General features: G+C 73.8%; 20 protein-coding genes. 11 read left to right on the top strand and 9 right to left on the bottom strand.

Annotation, left to right across the window (positions count from 1 at the left end):
• Nucleotides 1–4 precede the first annotated feature (4 nt).
• The 4 genes from E1266_RS39370 to E1266_RS12255 form a co-directional block, all read right to left on the bottom strand.
• The gene (locus E1266_RS39370; RefSeq protein ID WP_132046462.1) at nucleotides 5–1318 is read right to left on the bottom strand and encodes an alpha/beta fold hydrolase; all 1314 of its coding nucleotides are present in this window, start codon (nucleotides 1316–1318) and stop codon (nucleotides 5–7) included.
• Between the two features lie 46 nt (nucleotides 1319–1364).
• The gene (locus tag E1266_RS12265) at nucleotides 1365–2582 is read right to left on the bottom strand and encodes an MFS transporter (protein WP_132046461.1); all 1218 of its coding nucleotides are present in this window, start codon (nucleotides 2580–2582) and stop codon (nucleotides 1365–1367) included.
• 114 nt (nucleotides 2583–2696) lie between these two features.
• Nucleotides 2697–4556: a Na+/H+ antiporter NhaA gene (gene nhaA / locus E1266_RS12260; protein WP_243718383.1), complete on the bottom strand. Its 1860-nt coding sequence runs from the start codon at nucleotides 4554–4556 to the stop codon at nucleotides 2697–2699.
• Between the two features lie 76 nt (nucleotides 4557–4632).
• Nucleotides 4633–6006 carry a hypothetical protein gene (locus E1266_RS12255; protein ID WP_207945589.1) on the bottom strand — a complete coding sequence of 458 codons (1374 nt, stop codon included), beginning with the start codon at nucleotides 6004–6006 and terminating at the stop codon, nucleotides 4633–4635.
• Between the two features lie 111 nt (nucleotides 6007–6117).
• On the opposite strand from E1266_RS12255, the gene E1266_RS12250 reads away from it, so the two are divergent.
• Together E1266_RS12250 and E1266_RS12245 are read left to right on the top strand one after the other, a co-directional pair.
• Complete coding sequence (locus E1266_RS12250; protein WP_132046460.1) at nucleotides 6118–6789, top strand: TetR family transcriptional regulator; 672 nt, start codon at nucleotides 6118–6120, stop codon at nucleotides 6787–6789.
• Nucleotides 6786–7190: a phosphomannose isomerase type II C-terminal cupin domain gene (locus E1266_RS12245; RefSeq protein WP_243718382.1), complete on the top strand. Its 405-nt coding sequence runs from the start codon at nucleotides 6786–6788 to the stop codon at nucleotides 7188–7190. The genes E1266_RS12250 and E1266_RS12245 overlap by 4 nt, the downstream gene beginning before the upstream one ends.
• A 68-nt stretch (nucleotides 7191–7258) precedes the next feature.
• Here the strand turns inward: E1266_RS12245 and E1266_RS12240 are convergent, their stop codons facing one another.
• On the bottom strand, nucleotides 7259–10051 hold the full coding sequence (locus E1266_RS12240) for a family 20 glycosylhydrolase (RefSeq protein WP_132046459.1): 2793 nt from the start codon (nucleotides 10049–10051) through the stop codon (nucleotides 7259–7261).
• A 154-nt stretch (nucleotides 10052–10205) separates the two neighbouring features.
• Nucleotides 10206–11414 carry an acyl-CoA dehydrogenase family protein gene (locus E1266_RS12235; protein ID WP_132046458.1) on the bottom strand — a complete coding sequence of 403 codons (1209 nt, stop codon included), beginning with the start codon at nucleotides 11412–11414 and terminating at the stop codon, nucleotides 10206–10208.
• A gap of 247 nt (nucleotides 11415–11661) precedes the next feature.
• Between E1266_RS12235 and E1266_RS12230 the strand changes: the two genes are divergently transcribed.
• The 4 genes from E1266_RS12230 to E1266_RS12220 all read left to right on the top strand — a co-directional run bounded on the left by E1266_RS12230 (nucleotide 11662) and on the right by E1266_RS12220 (nucleotide 15784).
• The gene (locus tag E1266_RS12230; RefSeq protein ID WP_132046457.1) at nucleotides 11662–13839 is read left to right on the top strand and encodes an anthranilate synthase component I; all 2178 of its coding nucleotides are present in this window, start codon (nucleotides 11662–11664) and stop codon (nucleotides 13837–13839) included.
• 274 nt (nucleotides 13840–14113) lie between these two features.
• Nucleotides 14114–14260: a GPGG-motif small membrane protein gene (locus tag E1266_RS37905; RefSeq protein ID WP_165966046.1), complete on the top strand. Its 147-nt coding sequence runs from the start codon at nucleotides 14114–14116 to the stop codon at nucleotides 14258–14260.
• A 70-nt stretch (nucleotides 14261–14330) separates the two neighbouring features.
• A complete protein-coding gene (locus E1266_RS12225; RefSeq protein WP_132046456.1) occupies nucleotides 14331–15248 on the top strand; it encodes an SDR family oxidoreductase in 918 nt (305 codons plus the stop codon).
• 131 nt (nucleotides 15249–15379) lie between these two features.
• Nucleotides 15380–15784, top strand: a complete 405-nt coding sequence (locus E1266_RS12220; RefSeq protein ID WP_132046455.1) for a ChaB family protein — start codon at nucleotides 15380–15382, stop codon at nucleotides 15782–15784.
• Between the two features lie 38 nt (nucleotides 15785–15822).
• Here the strand turns inward: E1266_RS12220 and E1266_RS12215 are convergent, their stop codons facing one another.
• Entirely contained in the window at nucleotides 15823–16803 is a 981-nt protein-coding gene (locus tag E1266_RS12215) for a YafY family protein (RefSeq protein WP_132046454.1), read from the bottom strand.
• On the opposite strand from E1266_RS12215, the gene E1266_RS37900 reads away from it, so the two are divergent.
• The 4 genes from E1266_RS37900 to E1266_RS12200 all read left to right on the top strand — a co-directional run bounded on the left by E1266_RS37900 (nucleotide 16778) and on the right by E1266_RS12200 (nucleotide 19663).
• On the top strand, nucleotides 16778–16921 hold the full coding sequence (locus tag E1266_RS37900) for a hypothetical protein (RefSeq protein WP_165966045.1): 144 nt from the start codon (nucleotides 16778–16780) through the stop codon (nucleotides 16919–16921). The genes E1266_RS12215 and E1266_RS37900 overlap by 26 nt on opposite strands.
• Nucleotides 16915–17940, top strand: coding sequence for an adenosine deaminase (gene add / locus E1266_RS12210; RefSeq protein WP_243718381.1), 1026 nt, complete (start codon nucleotides 16915–16917; stop codon nucleotides 17938–17940). The genes E1266_RS37900 and add overlap by 7 nt, the downstream gene beginning before the upstream one ends.
• Nucleotides 17941–18051: 111 nt before the next feature.
• On the top strand, nucleotides 18052–18849 hold the full coding sequence (gene thyX, locus E1266_RS12205; protein ID WP_132046453.1) for an FAD-dependent thymidylate synthase: 798 nt from the start codon (nucleotides 18052–18054) through the stop codon (nucleotides 18847–18849).
• Between the two features lie 115 nt (nucleotides 18850–18964).
• Nucleotides 18965–19663, top strand: coding sequence for a dienelactone hydrolase family protein (locus E1266_RS12200; protein WP_207945588.1), 699 nt, complete (start codon nucleotides 18965–18967; stop codon nucleotides 19661–19663).
• A gap of 26 nt (nucleotides 19664–19689) precedes the next feature.
• Here E1266_RS12200 and E1266_RS12195 read toward each other — a convergent pair whose 3' ends face one another.
• Nucleotides 19690–20094 (bottom strand): PaaI family thioesterase, encoded by a 405-nt coding sequence (locus E1266_RS12195; protein WP_243718380.1) that lies wholly within the window; start codon nucleotides 20092–20094, stop codon nucleotides 19690–19692.
• 108 nt (nucleotides 20095–20202) lie between these two features.
• On the opposite strand from E1266_RS12195, the gene E1266_RS12190 reads away from it, so the two are divergent.
• On the top strand, nucleotides 20203–21003 hold the full coding sequence (locus E1266_RS12190) for a helix-turn-helix transcriptional regulator (RefSeq protein WP_132046451.1): 801 nt from the start codon (nucleotides 20203–20205) through the stop codon (nucleotides 21001–21003).
• 4 nt (nucleotides 21004–21007) lie between these two features.
• Here E1266_RS12190 and E1266_RS12185 read toward each other — a convergent pair whose 3' ends face one another.
• Nucleotides 21008–22135 carry a globin domain-containing protein gene (locus tag E1266_RS12185; RefSeq protein WP_132046450.1) on the bottom strand — a complete coding sequence of 376 codons (1128 nt, stop codon included), beginning with the start codon at nucleotides 22133–22135 and terminating at the stop codon, nucleotides 21008–21010.
• Between the last annotated feature and the right edge of the window lie 446 nt (nucleotides 22136–22581).

Here is a 22581-nt window from a genome sequence, read left to right as displayed (position 1 = left end):
AGGGTCAGCCGGAGAAGAACTTCTCCAGCGCCAGCCCGATCGACGCCGGGTCGGCCTGGCCGTGCGCCTGTCCTTCCAGCCATTCCAGGCGGGCGTCCGGGACCCGCCCGGCGACCTCCCGCGCCGCGTCCTTCATCCGATCGGAGCTCGCCGACCCCGCGAGGACCAGCGTCGGGACGGAGACCGCGGACACCCGCTCCGGGACCGGCCCGTCGCCCACGACCGACGCCTCGTAGGCGAGGGTGTGCGCCACGGCCTCGATCCCGGGCCAGAACGGCTGCTCCTTCATGCCCGCCACCGCCTCGGGCGGCATCTCGGCGCCCCGGGTCAGGAAGAGCTCGACCGCGTCGCCGCGCCGGCCCTGCTCGGCGAGCGCCGCGAGTTCCCGGTGGGAGGGCAGCCGGTGGCCGGGCGCGGTCGCGTACGGGGGTTCGAACACCGCCAGCCGCGTGATCGGCGCGCCCGCGGCGGCCGCCTCCAGCGCCAGCGCGCCGCCGGAGGACCCGCCGAACACCATCGCCCGCCCGCCGGCCGCCTCGATCAGCGCGGTCAGGTCCTCGATCTCGCGCTGGACGGCGTACGGCGCGATGTCGCCGCTGCCGCCGCGGCCGCGCCGGTCGTAGTTGTAGACGGTGAACCGGGCGGCCAGCGCCTCCGCGATACCGGTCATGGTCGGGTCGTCGCGCGTCGAGAACGCGCCCTGGACGAGGACGACAGCGGGCCCCGCGCCGGTGCGGTCGTAGGCGATGGGCGTACCGTCCGCCGAGGTGACGGTGCGGTGCAGGGGCCGGTAGGTGAGCAGCACGACCCCGTCGTCGCCGAGCGGCCTGGCCTCCACCAGTCGCAGCGCCGCCTCCTCGGCGCCGTCGCGGAACAGCCGGCGCCCGCCGCCCAGGATGAGCGGGTAGACCATCAGCCGGTACTCGTCCACGAGGCCGCGGGCCGCCAGCGCCTGGACGAGCTCGGCGCTTCCGTTGACGAGGATGTCCCCGCCGGGCTGCCGCTTCAGGTCGGCGACCTCGTCCACCGTGATGACGGTCGTGTTCTCCCACTCGGGGTCCCGCAGCGTGCTGGAGACGACGTACTTGGGCATCCCGTTCATCTTCTCGGCGAAGTCCCCGGTCTGCCGGGGCCATGCCTGCGCGAAGCCCTCGTAGGTCGTCCGGCCCAGCAGCAGCGCGCCCGCGGAGCGGACCTCGTCCGCCTTGACGGCGTCGCCCTCCTCGCCGCGGTCGAAGCGGAAGGCCCAGCCCAGCTCGCCGGGCTTCTCGATGACGCCGTCCAGGGTCGTGAACTCGGAGACGATGATCTTCCTCATGGTCGTTTCCCTTTCGCTGGTGATCTGCAATGGGTGTCGTGGAGGGTCAGGCGGCGGTGGCGGGCCCGGTCCGGGCCGGCCGGGCGAGCGCGCCCCTCCCGCCGAGGAGGGGGAGCAGCATGAGCGCGGCCGTCAGCCCGAAGGCGCCCGGGTAGCCGGTGCGGACGGCGAGGAGGCCGAAGCCGGCGGCGCCGAGGCCGATGCCCGCGTCGTAGGCGATGTTCCACAGGGCGCTGACGGTCCCGTAGGACGACGCGGGGACGCGGTCGAGCAGCACGGCCATGCTGGCGTTGCCGGTGAGGCCGAATCCGGCGCCGAACACCACCATCCCGGCCAGCGCCGCGGCGGGGTCGGACACCAGCACCAGGACCGCGATCCCGCCCGCCGAGATCAGCAGCCCCGGGACCAGCTGCCGCGCCGCCCCGTTCCGGTCCGCGTCCCGGCCGGCCCACCACCGGGTGGCCGTGGCCGTGAGGCCGTGCGCCAGCAGCGCCCACGCCGCGGCCCCGCCGGCCGCCAGCGGCAGGAAGGTGGCGGTGATCCCGGTCGCCGTCGCCGTCGCGGCGAACACCAGCGCGGGGCCGAGCAGCGCACGGCTGCGGGCGGCGGCGACGATCCCGAGGGGCCCCTCGGGCGCGGGCCGGCGTCCCGGCAGGTCCCGCACCGCCGCCAGGCCGGCCAGCGCCGACACGCCGGCCAGGACGAACACCGGCGTGTAACCGGCCGCGTCGCTCAGCCAGAGGCCCAGCGGAAGCGCGGCCATGGCCGGCACCCCGCAGGCGATCCCGTAGACGCCCAGCCCCTCACCGCGCCGCTCGGGCGGGACGATCGAGGCCACCAGGGCCCCGCCCAGGACCACCGCCACCGCGAACCCGGCGCCCCGCACCAGGCAGACCGCAAGGATCACGGCCATCGACCCGGAGGCCGCCAGCGCCAGCGCCGGAATCCCCAGCAGCGCCAGCCCCGCTCCGAACACCGCCCGGTACCCGAACCGCGCCACCAGCCGCGAGACGACCAGCTCGGTGCCGACGGTCGCCAGCATCATCACGCCCGTGGCCAGCCCGGCCCCCGCCCCGCCGGCCCCGTTCGCGTCCGCGTACCGAGGCAGCGCGGAGAACAGCAGGTAGAAGCTCGTCGCCGAGCCGGTGCCGGCCACCAGCACCAGGGCGAACGCCCGGCTCATCAGCGGCGGCCGCGCGGCGTGCCCTGCCGTGCCCCCAAGTGTGTTCCGGGGTGCGGGGGCCGGCGCTGCGATGGTGCTCATCGCGTCCTCCTCGGCGGTCGGGTGACTGCTGAGAAGCGTCGCCGCCGCGAGCACGGACCGGCATCCGTGGCCACCACGGATCGGTCACGGACCGCACCTCGTACGGCGCGGGGGTCAGGGGGTGCCGCGGGCCTCTTCGAGGGCCTGGTCGATCGCGGCGGCCAGGCCCGCCTGGTCGTGCGGGCCCTCGTGGAGGGCTCCGTTGACGAAGAACGTGGGGGTGCCGGAGGCGCCGCTGCGTTCGCCCGCCTCGCGGTCGGTGTTGACGCGCTCGCGGTGCCGGGCGAGGTCGGCCCACGCCTCCACGCCGAGCCGCTCCGCGTAGGAGGTCAGGTCGGCGTCGGTGAGCGCCAGCTGGTTGGCGAAGAGCAGGTCGTGCATCTCCCAGAAGCGCCCCCGGTCGGCCGCGGCCTCCGACACCACCGCCGCCGAGACCGCGTGGGGGTGGACCTCGCGCAGCGGGAAATGCCGGAAGACGTACCGCAGCCTGTCGCCGTACTGCTCCTGCAGGCGCCTGATCGTGTCCACCGCGCGCCCGCAGTAGGGGCATTCGAAGTCGCCGTACTCGACGAGGGTCACGGGGGCGTCGTCCGGGCCCCGGACATGGTCGCGGGCGGTGACGGACGGCACCGGCTCGGGCTCGGGCTCGAAGGCGCCGTCGTCGCCGGGGGCGCCGGGCGGGGCGCACACACCGCCGCGGTCCCAGGCGAGCCGGAAGATCAGCCAGCCCATGACTGCGGCCAGCAGCGAGCCGGCGAGGATGCCGATCTTGGCCTGGCTCTGCATCGCGGGCTCGTCGGCGAACGCCAGGCCGGTGATGAACAGCGCGACGGTGAAGCCGATGCCCGACACGGCCGCACCGCCGAGGACCTGGCCCCACACCAGGTTGCCGGGCAGGCCGCCCCAGCCGAGCCGCAGCGGGATGAAGGTCCCGATGGCGATGCCGCCGAACTTGCCCAGCAGCAGGCCCGCCGCGACGCCGATCGCGATGGGGGACGTGGCCGCCTCGCCCAGCGTCTCGGCGTTCAGCACCACGCCCGCGTTGGCGACGGCGAAGACGGGCACGATGACGTAACTCGTCCAGGGGAGCAGCCGCAGCTGGAGCCGCTCGTTGATCGACACGGTCCGCTGGACGCTCCGGGTGGCCAGGCGCTCCAGTTCCGGGCTCGGGTCGCGGGACAGCGCGTGCACGATCTCGCTCGCCGTGAGCAGCTTGTGCTCGCTCGGCGCGTACACCGTCACCAGCATGCCGAGGAGCACCCCGGCGGCCGTCGGGTGGACGCCGCTCTCCAGCATCGCCGCCCACACGCCGAGCCCGAGCGCCACGTACGCGGGCGCCCGCCAGATCTGCAGCCACCGCAGCGCCGCGATCAGCGCGACCAGGACCGCCACGGCCAGCAGGGCCCAGGGCGAGAGGTCCTCGGTGTAGAAGACCGCGACGATCAGGATCGCCAGGATGTCGTCGACGACCGTGAGCGTCAGCACGAACAGCCGCAGCGGCTCCGGGCAGCGGGCGCCGATCACCGCGAGCAGCCCCAGCACGAACGCGGTGTCGCTGGCCACCGGGATCCCCCAGCCGGCCGCGCCCGGTCCGCCCGCGTTGATCGCCGTGTAGGTCAGCGCCGGCACCGCGATGCCGCCGGCGGCCGCCACGACCGGCACCGCGACCAGCCGCCGGTCGCGCAGCTGCCCGACCCTGATCTGCTGGCTGATCTCCAGGCCGATGACGAAGAAGAACAGCGTCATCAGCCCGTCGTTGACCCATTCACGCAGCGTCAGCGAGAACCCGCGCTCGCCCAGGGAGACGGCCAGCTCGGTCTCCCAGAAGTGCTCGTAGGAGTCGCCGAGCGGCAGGTTGGCCCACAGCAGCCCGGCCGCGGTGGCGGCCAGCAGCACGCTGGTGCTGTTCGTCGCGGTGACCAGGAAGGCGCGCAGTCCCGCCGGCAGGGCCGGAACGACGGATCTCTCGGTCACCCCGAGATGATTTCAGGGAACGCGGGACCGTCCTCCGCGCCACGCCGGTCGGCCCGCACGGCCGCCCGCCGGGCCGTCAGATGATCGCCACGTCGTAGAGGATGCGCTTCATCGCGGACTCCGGGAGGCCCGGGTTGCGGGCGGCGCTTCCGGCGGCGTCCGGGTCGTCGAGGAGCTCCAGCAGGCGGGGGACCGGGAGCCGCTCGTCCCGGGCGGCCGCGGCGCGGACGGCGGCGTCGGGGTCGCGGCTGAGCCGTTCGACCAGTCCGGCCGTGAGCGCGGGATCGCGCAGGGCAAGGGCGCGGGCCGTCGCGTCCGCGGAGCCGGCCAGGCGCGCGAGGCCCGCGCAGGGGAAGTTGGGGTGGCCGACGCGGTCCAGGCTGGTGAAGAACGGCGACTCCAGGGCCATGGCGAGCAGGAGCTCACCGGGCGGGTCCGGGTGGTGCTCCGACAGCAGGAGCCGGACGGCGAAGTCGTCGTCGGCCGCGAGGCGGGCGACGAGGTCGGCGGGCAGGTGCGGGCTGTGGGCGGCGAAGCGGCGCAGGCCCACGTGGGCGGACGTGGCGCAGCGGCGCAGCAGGCCGATGTCGTCCAGGCGGGCCCAGAACCACTCCGGCGGACGCAGCCGGTCGTCCGGCCCGACGTGGTAGTCGATGGCCGCGCGCTGCTCCTCGGTCAGCTCCGGGCGCAGCGACACCGCGAGCCGCACCGCGGGCTCGGGGTCGGCCGCGAGGACCCCGACGAGGTCGGGCGGCAGATGCGGGTTCGCGGCCGCCGCGGCCCGCGTCTCGGGGCGCGGGTCGCGGCACAGCTCCCGCGCCTGGCCGGCGTCCAGCGGGACGGTGGAGGCCACCGCGCACGCCGGCCCGCTCGCCAGCAGCGGCGCGGCGAACTCGGGACGTCGGTGGCAGGCCAGCCGCATCGCCAGCCGGCGGACGGCAGGGTCCGGGTCGTCGAGGGCCGCGTCGACGACCTCGTCGGGCGGCTCCGGCCAGCTCCACAGCGCGCCCAGCCGGACCTTGGCGTCCGGGTCGGCGGCCAGGGCGGCCCGGACCCCGGCGGGCAGGGCCGCGTTGTCGCAGAGCGCGTCGCGCACCTGCGCGTCCGGGTCGGCGGCGAGCCGCGCGAGGACGTCGCCGGGCAGGGGCTTGGCGGGCTCCCGGTGCTCGGGCGCCGCGGCCACCGCGCGGCGGACGACGGGGTCGGGGTCGTCGGCGAGGCGCGCCCGGACCGGCACGGGCGCGTGCCCGGTGGTGGCGACCAGCCGGCGCGTGCGCGGGTCGGGGTGCCGGGCGGCGGCCTCGTACACGGCGTCCGGCACGCCCTCGCGGCGCAGCAGCGCGTTGCGCATCCGCGGCTCCGCGCGCTCCAGGATCAGCAGCAGCAGGCCGGCCGGGGCGGCGGGGTTGGCGGCCAGGCCCTCCAGCCGCACCGAGTAGAGCGTCCGCACCCCGATCACGTTAGCCGCCGGCGCCGCGTACCGGGAAGCTCACCGGTGCCCGAGTTCCGCCCAGGCCAGGCGGTGTTGTCACCGGGTAACACCCCCGATACCTTTGCGGGCATGACAGGTTCGCGGGGCGGAGCGGGCGCACGGCGCGATCCCGGGCGCCGCCGCGCCCTGCTGGAGGCCGCCGACCGGGTCATCCAGCGGGAGGGACCGGAGGCGTCGATGGCGGCGATCGCCGCGGAGGCGGGGATCAGCAAGCCGATCCTCTACCGCCACTTCGGCGACAAGAGCGGCCTCTACCAGGCGCTCGCCGAGCGGCACACGCGCAAGCTGATCGAGGGGATCCGGGAGGAGTTCTCCCGCGACGACCCGATCCGCGACCGCACCCGCACCACCATCGACACCTACCTGGCGACCATCTCCAAGAACCTCAACCTCTACCGCTTCCTGATGCACCGGGCCAGCGCCGAGGACACCGCCACGCACAGCGCGATGAGCACGATGATCCGCGACGTGAGCCGGGAACTCGCCGAGGTGATGATCGCCGACGGCGAGCTCGCGGACCGGACCCGCGCGTACGTGTGGGGCCACGCGATCGTCGGCATGGTGCAGACGGCCGGCGACTGGTGGCTCGACCACGGCGAGGACGTCCCGCGGGAGGACGTCGTGGACGGCCTCGTCGACCTCGTCCTCCGCGGCCTGCCGGCCGCCGCGTCCGGCGACCGCGCCGCAGACCAGGCCCCCGGCCGTTCCCCCGATTCTCCCGACCCACGATTCCCGAGGTGACTGTGCAGACCGACGCGCGCGTGCAGGCCGACGTGCGGCCCGAGGCGGCCGAGACGGAACCCGCCGTGGAGACCGAACGGCGGCCCTGGGGGAGCTTCGAGCGCTTCACGCTGAACGAGCCGTCCACCGTGAAGATCATTCATGTGCGGCCCGGCCAGCGGCTCAGCCTGCAGCGGCACCGCGACCGTGCCGAGCTGTGGGTGGCGCTCGACCCCGGCGCGGTGTTCGAGGTGGCCGGGCGGCGCATCCTGCCCGAGGTGGGGGAGCGGGTGCTGATCCGCGCCGGCGACACCCACCGCCTCGGCTCGGACGGCCCGGCCGTGCGCGTCCTGGAGATCGCCTTCGGGCACTTCGACGAGGACGACATCGAGCGCCTCGAGGACGAGTACGGCCGCGCCTGAGCGACCCGGAACGGCCCGGCCGTCCGTGTGAACGGGCGGCCGGGCCGCTTTCCGCGCGGGGCCGGCGGTTAGCGGAGGAGGCTCCAGTGGCCTCCGGCGACGCCGGGCTCCCGGCCGGTGCCCGGACGGGTCGCCCGGTACAGCTCGCCCTGGTGGCTCACCAGCGCGCCGGCCTTGTACGGCGCGCCGCCGTCCCAGGCGGGGACGCCGACCGGCGAGATACGGCTGGCGCGGCCGTCCGCGGCGCGGGTGCGGGTCAGCGCGTACGCGCCGACCCTGGCCGGCCCGCCGTACCGCCGCCAGGTCCGGCCGTCCGTCGAGTACTCAATGGCCATGCCGGGGTTGCGGACGTTCGCCCACAGCGTCCCGCCGGAGATCCGCGCGCCGGGCGGCGGGATCCGGTAGTTCACCCCTTCCCCGGGCAGCCCCACCGGCCGGTAGAACGACAGGAGCGGGAACGTCTTCTGCCCGAGCGTGTTGGTGAAGACCCGCCAGGCGGCCTCCATCTCGCCGGGCGCCGGGGTCTCGCGGTTCCAGGCGCGCTCGGCCACGCCGAGCAGCTTGGGGAACGCCTGGTACTCGCGCAACTCCGGCGTCTTGCCGTTCTCCCCCCACATCTGGGCCTCCAGGCCGAGGATGTTCCCGCGGCCCTCGGGGGTGAGCCGCGTCCAGGACGGGTTCGGCGTGACGGGGTTGCCCCAGCGGTCCTCGACCGCGTTCGCGTACACGTCGAACGGCTGGTAGGTGAAGGTGCTCTTCTCGTCCACGTAGGCGGCCCAGTAGTAGCCGGGCTCGTCCGGGTCCTTGTTGTAGGCGAGGTCCATGTAGAGGTTGGTCGCGTGGGCGAGGATCACCGGCGTGCCCTCGTTGGCGAACCGGTACGCCCAGTCCTCGCGGCCCCAGCCCCACACGTTCTGCCAGGGCAGCGGGCTGAAGCCCTTGAGGCGGAACGAGTGCGCCGGGTCGGTGATGTCCTCCCACCCGGCGGTCTTGCCGGCGGCCTTCTGCGCTATGGCGTTCCAGCGGGTGAAGAACATCCGCTTCAGTTCCTCGCCCGACCGGCCCGCGGTCTCGGGGTTGTCCCGGCACGCGGGCGATCCCGACCACCAGCCCTCCGGCGGGCCGGGCGGCTCGTCGCCGCCGAGGTTGAGGCGCTCGAAGGGGACGCCGGCCCTGGCGTACATCTCCGCCACCTCGGACACGACCTTGTCCAGGAACCTGTAGGTGCTGTCCAGGCACGGGTTCACGAGGTTGTCGTTGTAGTACTGGACGCTCACGTGCCGGCTGGTGTCGTCCGGGTCCAGCAGCCGGTACGCGGAGTCGTGCGTCCGGCGGTGGCGGTGCTCCATCGACTGGACGGCGGCGCGGGCGTGCGCGGGGAAGTTCAGCTCGGGGATCACCTCGATGTGCCGCTCGGCCGCGTAGCGCAGGATCTCCTGGAACTCCCCGACCGTGTAGAAGCCGCTCCCCTTGCCGACGAAGTTGAGCGTGCCCTGCTCGAAGCCCTGGTACGCGGGCCGGTGGCCCAGGTTGGCCTCCGCCTCGTCCCGCGGCTTCCGGGCGATGCCGTCACCGGGGCGGAGGTCGTCGGCGGATCCCATGCCCTGGTGCAGGGCGCCCGTCTCCTTCAGGTCGAACTCCCGCTTGGAGCCGTAGCCCGTCAGCTCGGGCAGCCCCGGGATCTGCAGGCGCCAGCCCTCGTCGTTGGTCAGCCCGAAGTGCAGCTTGTTGAGCTTGGTGAAGCTCATCAGGTCGAGGAACTTCTTGACGGTCGCCGCGGTCTCGAAGTGGCGGCCCACGTCGATGTGCAGGCCCCGGTAGCCGAACAGCGGCGCGTCGGCGATCTCGGCGCGGGGGACCCGCACCGTGGCCGGGCGCCGGCCGCGCGCCGCCGCCTCGTAGCCGGCGGCGGGGACGAGCTGCCGCAGGGTCTGGATGCCGTACAGCACGCCGGCGCGGTCGGCGCCGGTGATCCGGACGCCCCGGCCGGTCGCGGTGAGCGTGTAGCCCTCCGGGTCGGCCTCGCCGTCGCGGTCGGCGTCGAGACCGGGGTCGACGCGCAGGGAGATCGGCGCGCCCCGCCCGCGGGCGACGTCGCGCAGCGCGGAGCGCAGGTAGCGCTCCTCCCCGCGCAGGGAGCGCGGCGCCGAGACGGGGGAGCCGCCGCCGATCGCGACCGTGCCGCCGGACGCGGCCGCCGACAGCGGCTGCGGGACGAGGCTCTGCTTCAGCGTGAGGTCCGTCTCCGGGGCGGTGTTCGCGGCGTACCGGGTCGCGGCCGACTCCACCGGGCGCTTGTCGCCGGAGAACGCGGTCGTCTGCTTCGGGTCCGCCGGGTCGAGGAGCGACCTGGCCGGCACCCATTCCGGCTTGCCGCCGCCGAAGGCGATCGTCCATCCGGCGGGGGCGTCGGACTTGTGGACGGCCCACAGCTCGACGTTGATGTCGATCTTCCGGCGCTCGCCCGGCGCGACGGGCCGGAAGCCGTCCACCGGCCGCAGCGCGTAGAAGTCGCCGCTCTGCGCCGCGTCCGCGCGGGCCACGGCGAGCCCCTGCGCCGCGAGCCGCTCGCGTGCGGTGTCGCCGTCCTGGCCCGCGAGGACGGCGGCGGGTTGCCTGACGGAGTTGAAGTACAGGGCCCATCCGCCGCCGAGGGCGCAGCGGCGGTCGCGGTTGTCGATGGTCAGCCGCGCGAGGTGGTACCGCGCGTCGGTGACGGTGTGGTCGACCGGCTGGTAGGTCAGCAGGAGGTCGCGGGCGTCGGGATGGCAGGCCGCCGACGCCGCGCCCGGCGAGAGCACCGCCGCGAGGGCGGCGGTGAGCGCGGCGGCCGACAGCACGGCCGTGTGTCTGTTCGGCATAAATAGGAAAGTATCCTAATAGTTTGCCGCGGTCCCGTGCCCGAACCGGCCACCGCCGAAGCCGCAGGCGGCGCCGCCCGGCCGCCTCCGGACACCCGTGCGATCTTGACAGGCGGCGCCGGCGCCGCGACCCTCCCCGCCGCCCGGGCGGCGCTCAGCGCAGGGCGAACTCCCAGTTGCCGCCCTTGCCGTACTCCTTGAGGATGCGCCGCGCGGTCGTCGTCACGTGCACCTCGTCCGGGCCGTCGAAGATCCGGCCCGCGCGGGCGTGCCGGTACATGTGGCCGAGGGGCGTGTCGTCGGTGAGGCCCTCCGCCCCGTGGACCTGGACGGCCCGGTCCACGACGTTGTTCAGCATCCGCGCCGCCACCACCTTGACGACCCCGATCTCCACCCGAGCCTCGGCCCCGAGGCCCTGCTCCCCGGAGTCGATCTTGTGCGCGGCCTGCAGCGTGAGCAGCCTGGCCGACTGGATCTCGGCGTAGGAGTCGAACACGTGCTGCTGGAGGAGCTGCTTCTTGTACAGCGGCTCGCCGAACGCGGTGCGCTCGTGCAGCCGCGCGCACATCAGGTCGAACGCCCGCTGCGCCTGCCCGAGGAACCGCATGCAGTGGAAGATGCGGCCCGGCCCCAGCCGCTCCTGCGCGATCACGAAGCCGTGCCCGCGCGGCCCCAGCAGGTTGCCCTCCGGGACGCGCACCTCGTCGTACAGCACCTCGCAGTGCCCGCCGTCCAGCCCCAGCACGGGCGTGTCGCGGACGATCGTGTACCCGGGGGTGTCGGTCGGCACCAGGATCATGCTGAACGAGAGGTACGGGGAGGTGCCCTCCGGCTCCGTCCGGCACATCACCGTCGTGTACGCCGCCCTGTTGGCGAACGTCGTGAACCACTTGCGGCCGCGGATGACCCACTCCCCGTCCTCCAGGGTCGCGGTGGTGGTCAGCTGCGTCGGGTCCGAGCCGGAGATGCCCGGCTCGGTCATCGCGAAGCTCGGGTTGATCTCGGCGCGGACGAGCGGCTCCAGGAACCGCTCCCGCTGCTCCGCGCCCGCGTGCCGGTGCAGCATCAGCGAGTCCTGCAGCGTGTAGGTGCCGAGCGCGAGCTGCCCGAACTCGCTGCGCCCCTGCACCTCGTTGACGTAGACGTAGTCGAGGAACGGCAGCCCGCCCCCGCCGAGCTCCTTCGGGTGGCCGAGCGCCCACAGGCCCTCCGCCTTCGCCTCGCGCTGCAGGCCGGCGACCAGGTCGGCCGCCTCGCCGCCGCCGCGCCGCAGCACCGGCTCGGCGGGCTCGACGCGCTCGGTCATGAAGGCGTGCACGGCGTCGCGCACCGGCCGGACGGACGCCGGGATGTCAAAGGCCATGGGATCCCTCCAGGTGACTAGAACCGCATTCTGTCGCGGAACGGGCGGTGGCGCGACGGGCTCCCGGTCCGCATGGGGAACCTGGTATCCTCGGCGCCATGCGAACCGCAGCCTCCCAGTGGTGGTGGCGCCGCTGAGGCGGCGCCGGTTCGTGATGTAAAGACCCAGGCGACCGCCCTCACCCGGCGGTCTTTTCGCGTGTTCGCCGCCTGGGGTGCAGGGCCCGGAAATTCGAGGGGCCACCGCGGTGGAAACCGTCTCACAGCAGCCGCCCGCCGGCGAGTTCGTCACGGCCGGGGGAGTGCGGGTCACCCGCACGGCGACACCGGTCGACCCGGAGCGCAAGTCCGATGTGCTGAACGCACTCGTCGCCGCCGTGGGCGAGCGGCGCGGCGGCGTCCTCAGCTCCGGCATGGAGTACCCCGGCCGGTACAGCCGCTGGCACATGGCCTACGTCGACCCCTGCCTGGAGATCGTCGCCCGCGGCAGGGCGGTCCAGCTGCGGGCCCTGAACGGGCGCGGCCGCGTCGTCCTGCCCGCGGTCGCGGCCGCGCTGCGCGGCACCGGTGAGGTGCGGGCGGACGAGCCGGACCTGTTCGAGGTGTTCGTCCCGCCCGCGGAGGGGTTCTTCCCAGAGGAGGAGCGCAGCCGCCGGCCGACCGTCTTCACCGCGCTGCGCGCCGTCGTCGACCTGTTCCGCTGCGACGACCCCCACCTCGGCCTGTACGGGGCGTTCGGGTACGACCTGTCGCTCCAGTTCGAGCCGCTGCGGACGAGCACCGAGCGGCCCGCGGACCAGCGCGACCTCGTCCTGCACCTGGCCGACGAGATGGTCGTCGTGGACCGCAAGCGCGAGACCTCGCACCGGATCTCCTACGACTTCGAGGTCGGCGGGACCGGCACCGCGGGCCTGCCGCGCCGCACCGGGGCGACGCCCGTGCCGCCGCCCGCGGCGGAGCTCCCCCCGCAGCCCGTCCCCGGCGTGTACGCGCAGATGGTTCGGGACGCCAAGGAGAAGTTCGTCCGCGGCGACCTGTTCGAGGTGACGCCCGGCCACGCCATGTACGCGCACTGCGACGCGCCCGCCGCGTTCTTCGAGCGGCTGCGGGAGACCAACCCCGCGCCGTACGAGTTCCTGTTCAACCTGGGCGAGGGCGAGTACCTCGTCGGCGCGTCGCCGGAGATGTTCGTGCGGGTGAGCGGCGACCGGGTCGAGACGTGCCCGATCGCCGGGACGATCAGGCGCGGCGCCGACGCGCTGGAGGACGCCGAGCAGATCCGCACGATCCTGTCGTCCGCCAAGGACGAGTCGGAGCTGACCATGTGCACCGACGTCGACCGCAACGACAAGTCGCGGATCTGCGTGCCGGGCAGCGTGCGCGTCCTCGGCCGCCGGCAGATCGAGATGTACTCGCGGCTGATCCACACCGTCGACCACATCGAGGGGCGGCTGCGCCCCGGGTTCGACGCCCTCGACGCGTTCCTCACCCACATGTGGGCGGTCACCGTCACCGGCGCGCCCAAGGCGTGGGCGATGCAGTTCATCGAGGACCACGAGGACTCGCCCCGCCGCTGGTACGGCGGCGCCGTCGGGTTCGTCGGCTTCGACGGGTCGATGAACACCGGCCTGACGCTGCGGACCGCGCAGATCCGCGACGGCGTCGCCACCGTCCGGGCCGGGGCGACGCTGCTCTACGACTCCGACCCCGACGAGGAGGAGCGCGAGACGCACCTCAAGGCCAGCGCGCTGCTGGGCGCGCTCACCGCGGGCCGGCGGGACGCCGGGCCCGCCGCGCCGGAGGAGGCCCCGACGGCGGCGCCGCCGGCCGGGGCGGGCGACGGCCTCACGGTGCTGCTCGTCGACCACGAGGACTCGTTCGTGAACACCCTGGCCGACTACTTCCGCCAGCAGGGCGCATCGGTGACCACGCTCAGGCACGGGTTCCCGGTGCGGATGCTGGACGAGTACGCTCCCGACCTCGTCGTGCTGTCGCCCGGCCCCGGCCGCCCCGAGGACTTCGACGCCCGCGCCCTCCTCGACGCGCTCGACGAGCGGGGCCTCCCGGTCTTCGGCGTCTGCCTGGGCCTCCAGGCGATGGTCGAGCACGCGGGCGGCGAGCTCGCGCTGCTGCCCGAGCCGTCCCACGGCAAGCCCGGCCAGGTGAAGGTGACCGGCGGCGAGCTGTTCGAGGGTCTCCCGGACGAGTTCACCGCGGCCCGCTACCACTCGCTGCACGCCACGCCCGACCGGGTGCGGGGCTTCCAGGTGACGGCGCTGACCGGGGACGTCGTGATGGCCATCGAGGACCCCGCGCGGCGGCGCTGGGCGGTCCAGTTCCACCCGGAGTCCATCCTCACGGCGGCGGGCCGGGCGGGGCACCGGATCGTCGCGAACGTGCTGCGGCTGAGCCGTTCCCAGACTTGAACCGCTCGCACAGTTGAACTGCTCCTAGTCCTGAAGCAGGAGATCGGCAGGCCCGAAATAGTCCTTAGGTCGCTGTCGCGGGACCGGGGAGACCCGGAAGACTTGGTGACCGGCCACCGCGCCGCCCCCGGGTGGCGCTGGTGATCGCCGTTATCCCGGCGGAGGGGGAGGTCGACTCCCCCTCCGTCCATAACGGAGTGTCCGTAACAGGATTTATGGACATCCGTGACGAGAATCCGGTTTTGTCGTGTATCTACCGGGGATCTCGCTTGCCATGATGACAATTCTGTGGCTCATCGCCGTCGTACTGGTGATCGCCGGAATCTACGTGATCGTCGCCCGCCGCGACCTGCTCTGGGGCATCGTCCTCATCGTCGTCGGGCTCCTCGTCGGCCCCGGTGGGGTCAGCATCTTCACCTGACGGACGACCACCGGCCAAGGGGCCGGAAACCTGACGTGACCTGTCAGGTTTCGGTGCGAGCATCGTCCCCATGAGCCGTGCACTGGAAGGAAGGACCGCCCTGGTCGCCGGGGGAACGCGGGGCGCGGGCCGCGGCATCGCCGTGGAGCTCGGCGCCGCGGGAGCGACCGTGTACGTGACGGGACGGTCCACCCGGTCGAGCCGATCGGAGATGGACCGTCCCGAGACCATTGAGGAGACCGCGGAACGGGTGACGGCCGCGGGCGGCGAGGGCATCGCCGTCCGGGTCGACCACCTCGACCCCGGGCAGGTCGACGCCCTCGTCCGCCGCATCGACGCGGAGCGGGGGCGGCTGGACGTCCTGGTCAACGACATCTGGGGCGCCGACCACCTGTTCGAGTTCGGCAAGCCGCTGTGGGAGCAGTCCCTGGAGAACGGGCTGCGGCTGCTGCGGCTGGCCATCGAGACCCACGCCGTCACCAGCCACCGCGCGCTCCCGCTGCTGATCCGCGAGCCCGGCGGCCTCGTGATCGAGATGACCGACGGCACCGCCGAGTACAACGCCCGGTACCGCAGGGACGTCGGCTACTTCTACGACCTCGCCAAGAGCGCCGTGATCCGGATGGCGCTCGCCCAGTCGGAGGAGATCGCCGGGTACGGCGGCACCGCCGTGGCGCTGACGCCGGGCTGGCTGCGCTCCGAGGCGATGCTCGACCACTTCGGCGTCACCGAGGAGAACTGGCTCGACGCCGCCAAGGACGTCCCGAACTTCGCGATCTCCGAGTCCCCGGTGTTCGTCGGCCGCGCCGCCGCCGCGCTCGCCGCCGACCCCGACCGGTCGCGCTGGAACGGGGCGTCGCTGTCCAGCGGCGGGCTCGCGAAGGTCTACGGGTTCACCGACGCCGACGGCAGCAGTCCCGACGCCTGGCGCTACATCACCGAGGTGGTCGACGCCGGACGTCCCGCGGACGTCACCGGATACCGCTAGAGGCCGCACCTCCGAAGACCCGCCCTCCGCATGGCCGCCGGCGATCCCCCGATCGCCGGCGGCCCCGCCCATTACGCCGGTTTGAACGGAATCCGGCCGGTTATGGCGGCGAGCAGACGGAAGGAGGAGCCATGCCGAAGACGACCAAGAGCGGCAAGCCGCGGAAGGAGGAGCTTCCCGGCACGCTGCAGCGCTCCCCGAAGGAGGCGCAGGAGACGTTCGCCAAGGCCCACGACTCCGCGGTCGAGACCTACGGGGAGGGGCAGCGCGCGCACCGCACCGCCTACTCCGCGCTCAAGCACAAGTTCGAGAAGCGCGGCGACCGGTGGGTCCCCAAGAAGCGCAAGGGGCCGTCCGACCAGCGGGCCAAGGACCCGGACGCCCGCCGCGGCAGCGGCCGGAGCGCCGGCGGCGTGGACGTCGAGGGCAGCAGCAGGAAGGAGCTCTACGACCGCGCGGCGGGCCTCGGCGTCCAGGGCCGCTCGAAGATGACCAAGCAGGAGCTGGGCGAGGCGATCGCGCGCAAGCAGGACTGACGGCCCCCCGAGGGCCGGGCGGCCGGACGCCGGGGCGCTCAGTCCTCCGGCCGGGAGGCGTACAGCCGGGCGAGCCTGGCCGCGCCCTCCGCCATCCGCTCCCGGAGCTCCGGCGGGGCCAGGACCTCGGCCTCCGGGCCGAGCCGCATCAGCTCGGCGGCGGCGACGTCCAGCGACTCGACCGGGAGCGTGGTCACCACCCATCCCGCCTCGTCGGGCTCCCCGGCGTCCTCCACCGCCCGGCGCGCCGCGTACGGCTCGACGGCGTACCGCAGGATCCGCCTTCCGGCGGGGGACAGCCGGACGGTCACCTCGGCGCGCAGGATCGACCGCAGGAACTCCGCCGCCTGCTCCCGCCAGTGCGCGGCGAGGTCGAACCCCTCGTCGCGGTCGAAGACGTCCCCGGTCGGCCGGACCTCCGTCACCCGGTCCACCCGGTAGGTGCGCGGCGCGCCCGCGACCCGCGCGACCAGGTACCAGGTGCCGCTCTTCAGGACGAGCCCGTACGGCTCGGCCTCCCGCGCGACCTCGGCGTCCCCGCGCCGGTAGCGCAGCTCGACCCGCTCGTCCTCCCAGACGGCCCGCGCGAGGTCCCGCAGCAGCGGCGGCGGGCCTGTCGCGCCGAACCAGCCGGGGGCGTCCAGGTGGAACCGCTGGTTCGCCCGCGACGGGGCGTCCCGCAGGGACGCGGGCAGCGCCGCCAGCACCTTGAGCTCGGCCGCGGCCACCGCGTCGCCGCGCCCCATCTCCCCGGCCGGGCCCGGGAGGCCGGACAGGAACAGCGCCTCCGCCTCCTCGCGGGTGAGGCCGGTCAGCCGCGTCCGGTACCCGCCCACCAGCCGGTACCCGCCGCCGCGCCCCTGGTCGGCGTACACCGGGACGCCGGCCGCCGACAGGGCCTCCATGTCCCGGTAGACGGTGCGCTCGGAGACCTCCAGCTCCCGCGCCAGCTCGCCCGCCGTCATCGTCTCCCGCGACTGCAGGAGGAGCACCATGGAGATCAACCGAGCGGCCCGCACGCCTCCCATCCTGCCGCACCCGAACACCGTCCCGGGTGTTTCTGACAATCTTGTGGCAGATTTCATGGATTTGCCTGTTGTGGCGGACCGAACGGCTGTTAGCTTCGCGGCGTGCTGACCGAAACCACATCCATCGAGGCGTTCATCGACGCCCTGCCGAAGGTCGAGCTCCACGTCCACCTCGTGGGCTCCGCCTCGGTCCCCACCGTCCTCGAACTCGCCCGCCGCCACCCCGACGGACCCGTCCCGGTGGACGAGCGGGAGCTGCGCGCCTTCTACGAGTTCCGCGACTTCCCCCACTTCGCCGAGGTGTACGAGGCCGTCTCCAGCCTCGTCCGCACCCCCGAGGACGTCGGCACCCTCGTCCTCGGGACCGCCCGCGACCTCGCCGCGCAGAACGCCCGCTACGTCGAGCTGACCGTCACCCCCTACACCCACCAGCGGGCCGGGATGCCGATGCCCGCGATCACCGAGGCCCTCGACCACGCCGCGCGCGAGGCCCGCGACCGGCACGGCATCCGCGTCGCATACATCTTCGACATCCCCGGCGAGTTCGGCGCCGAAGGCGCCCGCGGCACGGCCGACCACGCCCTCGGCCACCCGCCGGAGGCGCTCGTCGGGTTCGGGCTCGGCGGCATCGAGCAGTGCCGCCCGCCGCACCGGGACGCGTTCCGCGACGCGTTCGCCGCCGCCCGCGCCGCGGGGCTGCGCAGCGTCCCGCACGCGGGGGAGATGACCGGCCCGGAGACGATCTGGGAGGCGATCGAGGGGCTCGGCGCCGAGCGCATCGGCCACGGCTTCAGCTGCCTGGAGGACCCGCGCCTCGTCGCGCACCTGCGCGAGACGCAGCTGCCGCTGGAGGTCTGCCCCACGTCCAACCTCCGCACCGGGCAGGTCGCCGACCTCGCCTCGCACCCGCTGCCGCGGATGCTGGAGGAGGGCCTGTTCGTCACGCTGAACAGCGACGACCCGCCGATGTTCGACACCACCCTCACCGGCGAGTACCGCGTCGCCGCCGAGGTCTTCGGCCTGGACCGCGCGGGCCTGGCGTCCCTCGCCCGCAACGCCGTCCACGCCTCCTCACTGGACGAGGAGGGCCGCCGTGCCGTCCTCACCGACATCGACGCCCTGGCCTGATAAGCCCCGCTCGGATCCGGGCATACGCGGCCGCGGCCTCCGCACCCCAGGTCGCGGCCGGCGGAGCCTGGTGGTTTCCTAGGGACGACGTAACGACCCGTGGGGGGAAGAGTGAAGAGCGTTGAGCCCGAGGTGTACCTCGTCGCACGGCCCGAGATGGACTACGACGAAGTCGCCCGGTACCTGCGGGACGTGGGCGGGGAGAGCTGGCTGGAGCGGCTCGACCGAGGCGACCTGGACGAGGAGCTGAACGACCCGCAGACCCTCGCCGAGTTCGCCGGCCGGCTCTGCTACCGCTCGTGGGAGCCGGGCCTGAACCCGAACGTGGTCAAGGTCCGCACGGACTCCGGCCAGTACCTGGAGAACATCCTGCGCAGCCTGCACGGCTCGGTGCTGGAGCACGTCAGCTTCAGCTTCGTCCTGCACAATGTGAGCCGAGTTCTGACTCATGAGCTGGTAAGACATCGTCCCGGGGTGGCCATCTCGCAGGAGTCGCTGCGCTTCGTCCGGCTCCAGGACATCCCGTTCTGGTTCCCGGAGTGGGCCCGCGAGGACCTGGAGCTGATGAAGCGCGCCACCGCCATGCTGGAGCAGATGGAGGAGTTCCAGGGCTGGATGGCCGAGCACTTCGGCCTGGACGACGAGGGCGTGCCGTTCAAGGAGAAGAAGCACAAGACCTCGTTCATGCGCCGGTTCGCCCCCGAGGGGGTCGGCACGGGCCTGGTCTGGACGGCCAACGTCCGCACGCTGCGGCACACCCTGGAGAACCGCACCGCTCCCGGTGCCGAGGAGGAGATCCGCCTGCTCTTCGGCAAGATCGGCGAAGTGATGCGCAAGGAGGCCCCGGACCTGTTCGGCGACTACGTCGTCGAGGACGGCGCCTGGATCCCCAAGTGGCGCAAGGTCTGACCTCCCCGAGCGGCGCCCGCCCGGACGCCGCAGTGGTCCGGGCAGGCGTTTGGGTCTAGGCGCAAGGCGCGCCGGTGGGGAAGTGTTGGACGCTATGTCGAACATCGTGATTCCCGTGGGTGAGCGGGAGCTGCCGGGGTACCTTGCCGTTCCCGAGGGGGAGGGGCCCTGGCCCGGAGTGGTGATCGTCTTCGAGGCGCTGGGGAACACCGGGGACATGCGCGCCCAGGCGGACCGGTTCGCCGCGAACGGGTATCTCGCCGTCCTGCCGGACCTCTACAACGGGGCTCCCTGGGTGCGCTGCGTCACCAAGGCGATGCGGGAGATGCGGGCCGGCCGCGGTGCGGCGTACGACCACATCGAGGCGGCGCGGGCCTGGCTGGCCGGGCGGGACGACTGCACCGGCGACGTGGGCGTCTGCGGATTCTGCATGGGCGGCGGGTTCGCGCTGGTCGCGGCGGCGAAGTACGACTTCAAGGTCGCCGCGGTCAACTACGGCATGCTGCCGCGCCGGCCGGAGGAGGCGCTGCGCGGCGCGTGCCCGATCGTCGCGAGCTACGGCGCCGCCGACCCCTCGCTGCGCGGGGCGGCGGGGAAGCTGGAGCGGGCGCTCGCCGGGTCGGGCGCAACGCACGACGTGAAGGAGTACCCGGCGACCGGGCACTCCTTCATGACCGAGTCCGCGCTGCCGGGGCCGCTCGGGCCGGTGGCCAAGATCGCCTTCGGGATGGGGCGCGGCCGGGAGAACGCGCCGGACGGCTGGACCCGGATCTTCGCCTTCTTCGACGGCCACCTCAAAAAATCTACAACGTAAAGGCGTCGGCCGTTGACGGGCCGACTTCACGGGCGCAGTACGGCCTGGGTCTGGGTGACCTGCGCCACGCGGCGGTCGGACGCGTCGAACAGGTCGGTCTGCACGACGATCGAGGTCCGGCCGGCGTGCAGGGGGCGGGAGACGCCACGGACGCGGCCGTCCTTCACGCCGCGGAAGAAGTTCGTCTTGGACTCCAGCGTCGTCGTGGACGTGTCCGGCGGCAGGTTGAGGGAGGCGCAGACCGCGCCGAGGGTGTCGGCGAGGGCCATGAGGGCGCCGCCGTGCATGATGCCGCCGGCGGTGCAGCGGTCCGGGGTCCAGTCGAGATGGCCGGTGACCTCCTCGGGCCCGGCGGAGTCGATCGCCACGCCCAGCGCGCGGGCGAAGGGCATGGCGTCGGCGAGCTGGTCGGGTGTGAGCTCGGTGGTCAACGGGTCCTCCTCGGGTCGTCGGTGCCCACTCTGGCGACCGGCTCGGGGCCGCGTCCATTACCTCGGACGTCATCGTCCCCATGACGCGGCCCGGGTAGCGTCGGTGCGATGACGACGGCGCTGAGCGATGTGAGACCGATCGGGGAGCAGCTGCGCGCGTGGCGGCAGCGGCGGAGGCTCAGCCAGCTGGAGCTGGCGTCGGAGGCGGGCGTGTCGACCCGGCACCTGAGCTTCGTGGAGACGGGCCGGGCGGCGCCGAGCCGGGAGATGGTGCTCCGGCTGGCCGAGCACCTGGACGTGCCGCTGCGCGACCGGAACCTGCTGCTGGTGGCGGCGGGGTACGCGCCCGTGTTCGACGAGACGCCGATGGAGGAGCCGAGGATGGACTCGGTGCGGGCGGCGCTGCGGCAGGTGCTGGAGGGGCACGAGCCGTACCCGGCGGTGGTCGTCGACCGCTTCTGGAACCTGGTCGACGCGAACGGCGCGGCCGCGTTCTTCATGGAGGGCGCGCCGCCGGAGCTGCTGGAGCCGCCGCTGAACGTGCTGCGGCTCAGCATGCACCCCGACGGGATGGCCCGGAACATCCTGAACCTGGCCGAGTGGCGCGCCCACATGATCGACCGGGTGCGGCGGCACGTGGCGCTGACCGCGGACGCGTCGCTCGCCCAGCTGCACCGGGAGCTGCGAAGCTTCCCGGGGGACGTGGGGGAGGCGATCGCGCCGCCCGAGGGCCACGAGGTGTTCGTCCCGCTGCGGATGCGGGTGGAGGGCCGGGAACTGTCGTTCTTCAGCACCATCGCGACGTTCGGCACGCCCGTCGACATCACGGTCGCGGAGCTGGCGATCGAGTCGTTCTACCCGGCGGACGGGGCGACGACCGCGTTCCTGCGCGAGCGCGCCGGGTGGTGACCCCTCAGTTCTCGGCGGCGAGCAGGTCGTGGTGGATGCGGGTGAGGGACAGCCCGTGCCGCTGCAGCGCGGTGACGGTCCGGCGGACGAGCGGGACGGGGCCCGCGACGTAGGCGTCGTGGTCCTCCCAGCCGGGGAGGCCGTCCAGGTAGCCGGGCAGGATGTCGGGTATCCGGCCGTGCAGGCCGCCGGGCGGTGCCGGCGCCCCCGAGAGGACGGGGGTCACCCGCAGCCGCGCGCAGGCCGACTCCAGCCTCCGTAGAGCGGGCAGGTCGTACAGGCCGTCCTCGGTGCGGGCCCCGACGAGCAGGCGGACGTCGCGGCCGGACGCGGCGGCCTGCTCGGCGAGCGCCTTCATCGGGGCGAGGCCGGTGCCGCCGCCGATCAGGAGGAGCCCGCGGGTGGACCCGGGGTCGAGGTTCATGGTCCCGGTGGGCGGGCCGAGCAGCACGGTGTCGCCGGGGGCGCAGTGCCGGACCAGCGCGCCGCTGACCCAGCCGGCGGGCCGGGCGCGGACGTGCAGGCGCAGCGTCCCGTCGGGCCTGGGCGCGTTGGCGATCGAGTAGGGCCGCCAGACGCGGGGCCAGCGCGCGGTCTGCACGCTCACGTACTGGCCGGGCAGGAACGGCAGCGCCCGCTCGGGCCGCAGCGTGAGCACGGCGAGGTCGTGGGCCCGGCGGTCGTGGCCGGTGATCCCGGCGACCCACCAGGGCGGGTGCGCGGCGGCGTCCCGCTCGGCGGCGGCGATCATGGTCGCGGCGGCGGACCGGTAGGCGGCGGTCCAGGCGGCCTCCGCCTCGGGGGTCCACACGTCGGCGGCGAAGGTCCGCAGCGTCGCCAGCAGCGCGGTCTCGACGGCGGGGTAGTGCTCGCGCAGGACGCCGTACCTGCGGTGGCCGCGGCCCAGCCGGCCGAGGTGGCTGGCGAGCTCGGCCGGGTTGTCCTGGCTCCACACGATCCGCGTGAGCGCCTGGAAGAACCGGTCGTGCTGGGGGCCCATCGCGGGCGGGAAAAGGGTGCGCAGCCGCGGTTCCCGCGCGAATAGGCGGCCGTAGAAATAGCTGGTCGCACCCGCGGGATCGGCGTCCAGTCGGGCGAAGCACTCCTTGAGCGTTCGCGGTTCCGGTGACATTCTCCAGCTCGCCCCCTCTGGGCTCCTGGCGCGGAATGTACGGGGATCACGCGGTCGTGAGGCGCGTCCGATGCCCGGCTTGCTGAGATTCTCTCATCTATCCGCCCAGGTCATCAAACGTGGCGGCCCTGCGGAGCGGGAGATGTCTCCGTAAGTAGTCGCGAATGAATTCTCTGTGATCAGGTCGCGGTGGAAAAGGGCACGCATACTGATCGGTACTCATCGGCGGCGGCGCCGGCCCGGGGACGGAGGACGCGAACGGGGTAGAAAACCACTACCGGGTGGAAGATTTCGGAAATCTGCGGGCCTCCGCCGCCCGGGAGGCCCTCCGGCGGTCCTCGCCGGGGGTGCCGCCGCCGGGCCGGTCTCGCCGCTTCCGACTGCGGAGATCCGCCCCGTGCGGCAAGCTGGCTGGTAGGAGGCCGGGGGACGGGACGGCCCGGGGG

Origin of the sequence: Actinomadura sp. 7K534 (assembly GCF_004348575.1) — a bacterium.
GTDB lineage: Bacteria > Actinomycetota > Actinomycetes > Streptosporangiales > Streptosporangiaceae > Spirillospora > Spirillospora livida.
Note: the sequence above shows the minus strand (reverse complement) of the source record. Positions and strands in the feature narration are given on the sequence as shown.

Excerpts from the sequence above, each read along its gene's own strand:
- E1266_RS39370 (WP_132046462.1), bottom strand. The coding sequence starts at position 1,318 with ATGAGGAAGATCATCGTCTCCGAGTTCACGACCCTGGACGGCGTCATC.
- E1266_RS12265 (WP_132046461.1), bottom strand. The coding sequence starts at position 2,582 with ATGAGCACCATCGCAGCGCCGGCCCCCGCACCCCGGAACACACTTGGG.
- E1266_RS12250 (WP_132046460.1), top strand. The coding sequence starts at position 6,118 with ATGACAGGTTCGCGGGGCGGAGCGGGCGCACGGCGCGATCCCGGGCGC.
- E1266_RS12240 (WP_132046459.1), bottom strand. The coding sequence starts at position 10,051 with ATGCCGAACAGACACACGGCCGTGCTGTCGGCCGCCGCGCTCACCGCC.
- E1266_RS12235 (WP_132046458.1), bottom strand. The coding sequence starts at position 11,414 with ATGGCCTTTGACATCCCGGCGTCCGTCCGGCCGGTGCGCGACGCCGTG.
- E1266_RS37905 (WP_165966046.1), top strand. The coding sequence starts at position 14,114 with ATGATGACAATTCTGTGGCTCATCGCCGTCGTACTGGTGATCGCCGGA.
- E1266_RS12225 (WP_132046456.1), top strand. The coding sequence starts at position 14,331 with ATGAGCCGTGCACTGGAAGGAAGGACCGCCCTGGTCGCCGGGGGAACG.
- E1266_RS12220 (WP_132046455.1), top strand. The coding sequence starts at position 15,380 with ATGCCGAAGACGACCAAGAGCGGCAAGCCGCGGAAGGAGGAGCTTCCC.
- E1266_RS37900 (WP_165966045.1), top strand. The coding sequence starts at position 16,778 with ATGGAGATCAACCGAGCGGCCCGCACGCCTCCCATCCTGCCGCACCCG.
- E1266_RS12190 (WP_132046451.1), top strand. The coding sequence starts at position 20,203 with ATGACGACGGCGCTGAGCGATGTGAGACCGATCGGGGAGCAGCTGCGC.
- E1266_RS12185 (WP_132046450.1), bottom strand. The coding sequence starts at position 22,135 with ATGTCACCGGAACCGCGAACGCTCAAGGAGTGCTTCGCCCGACTGGAC.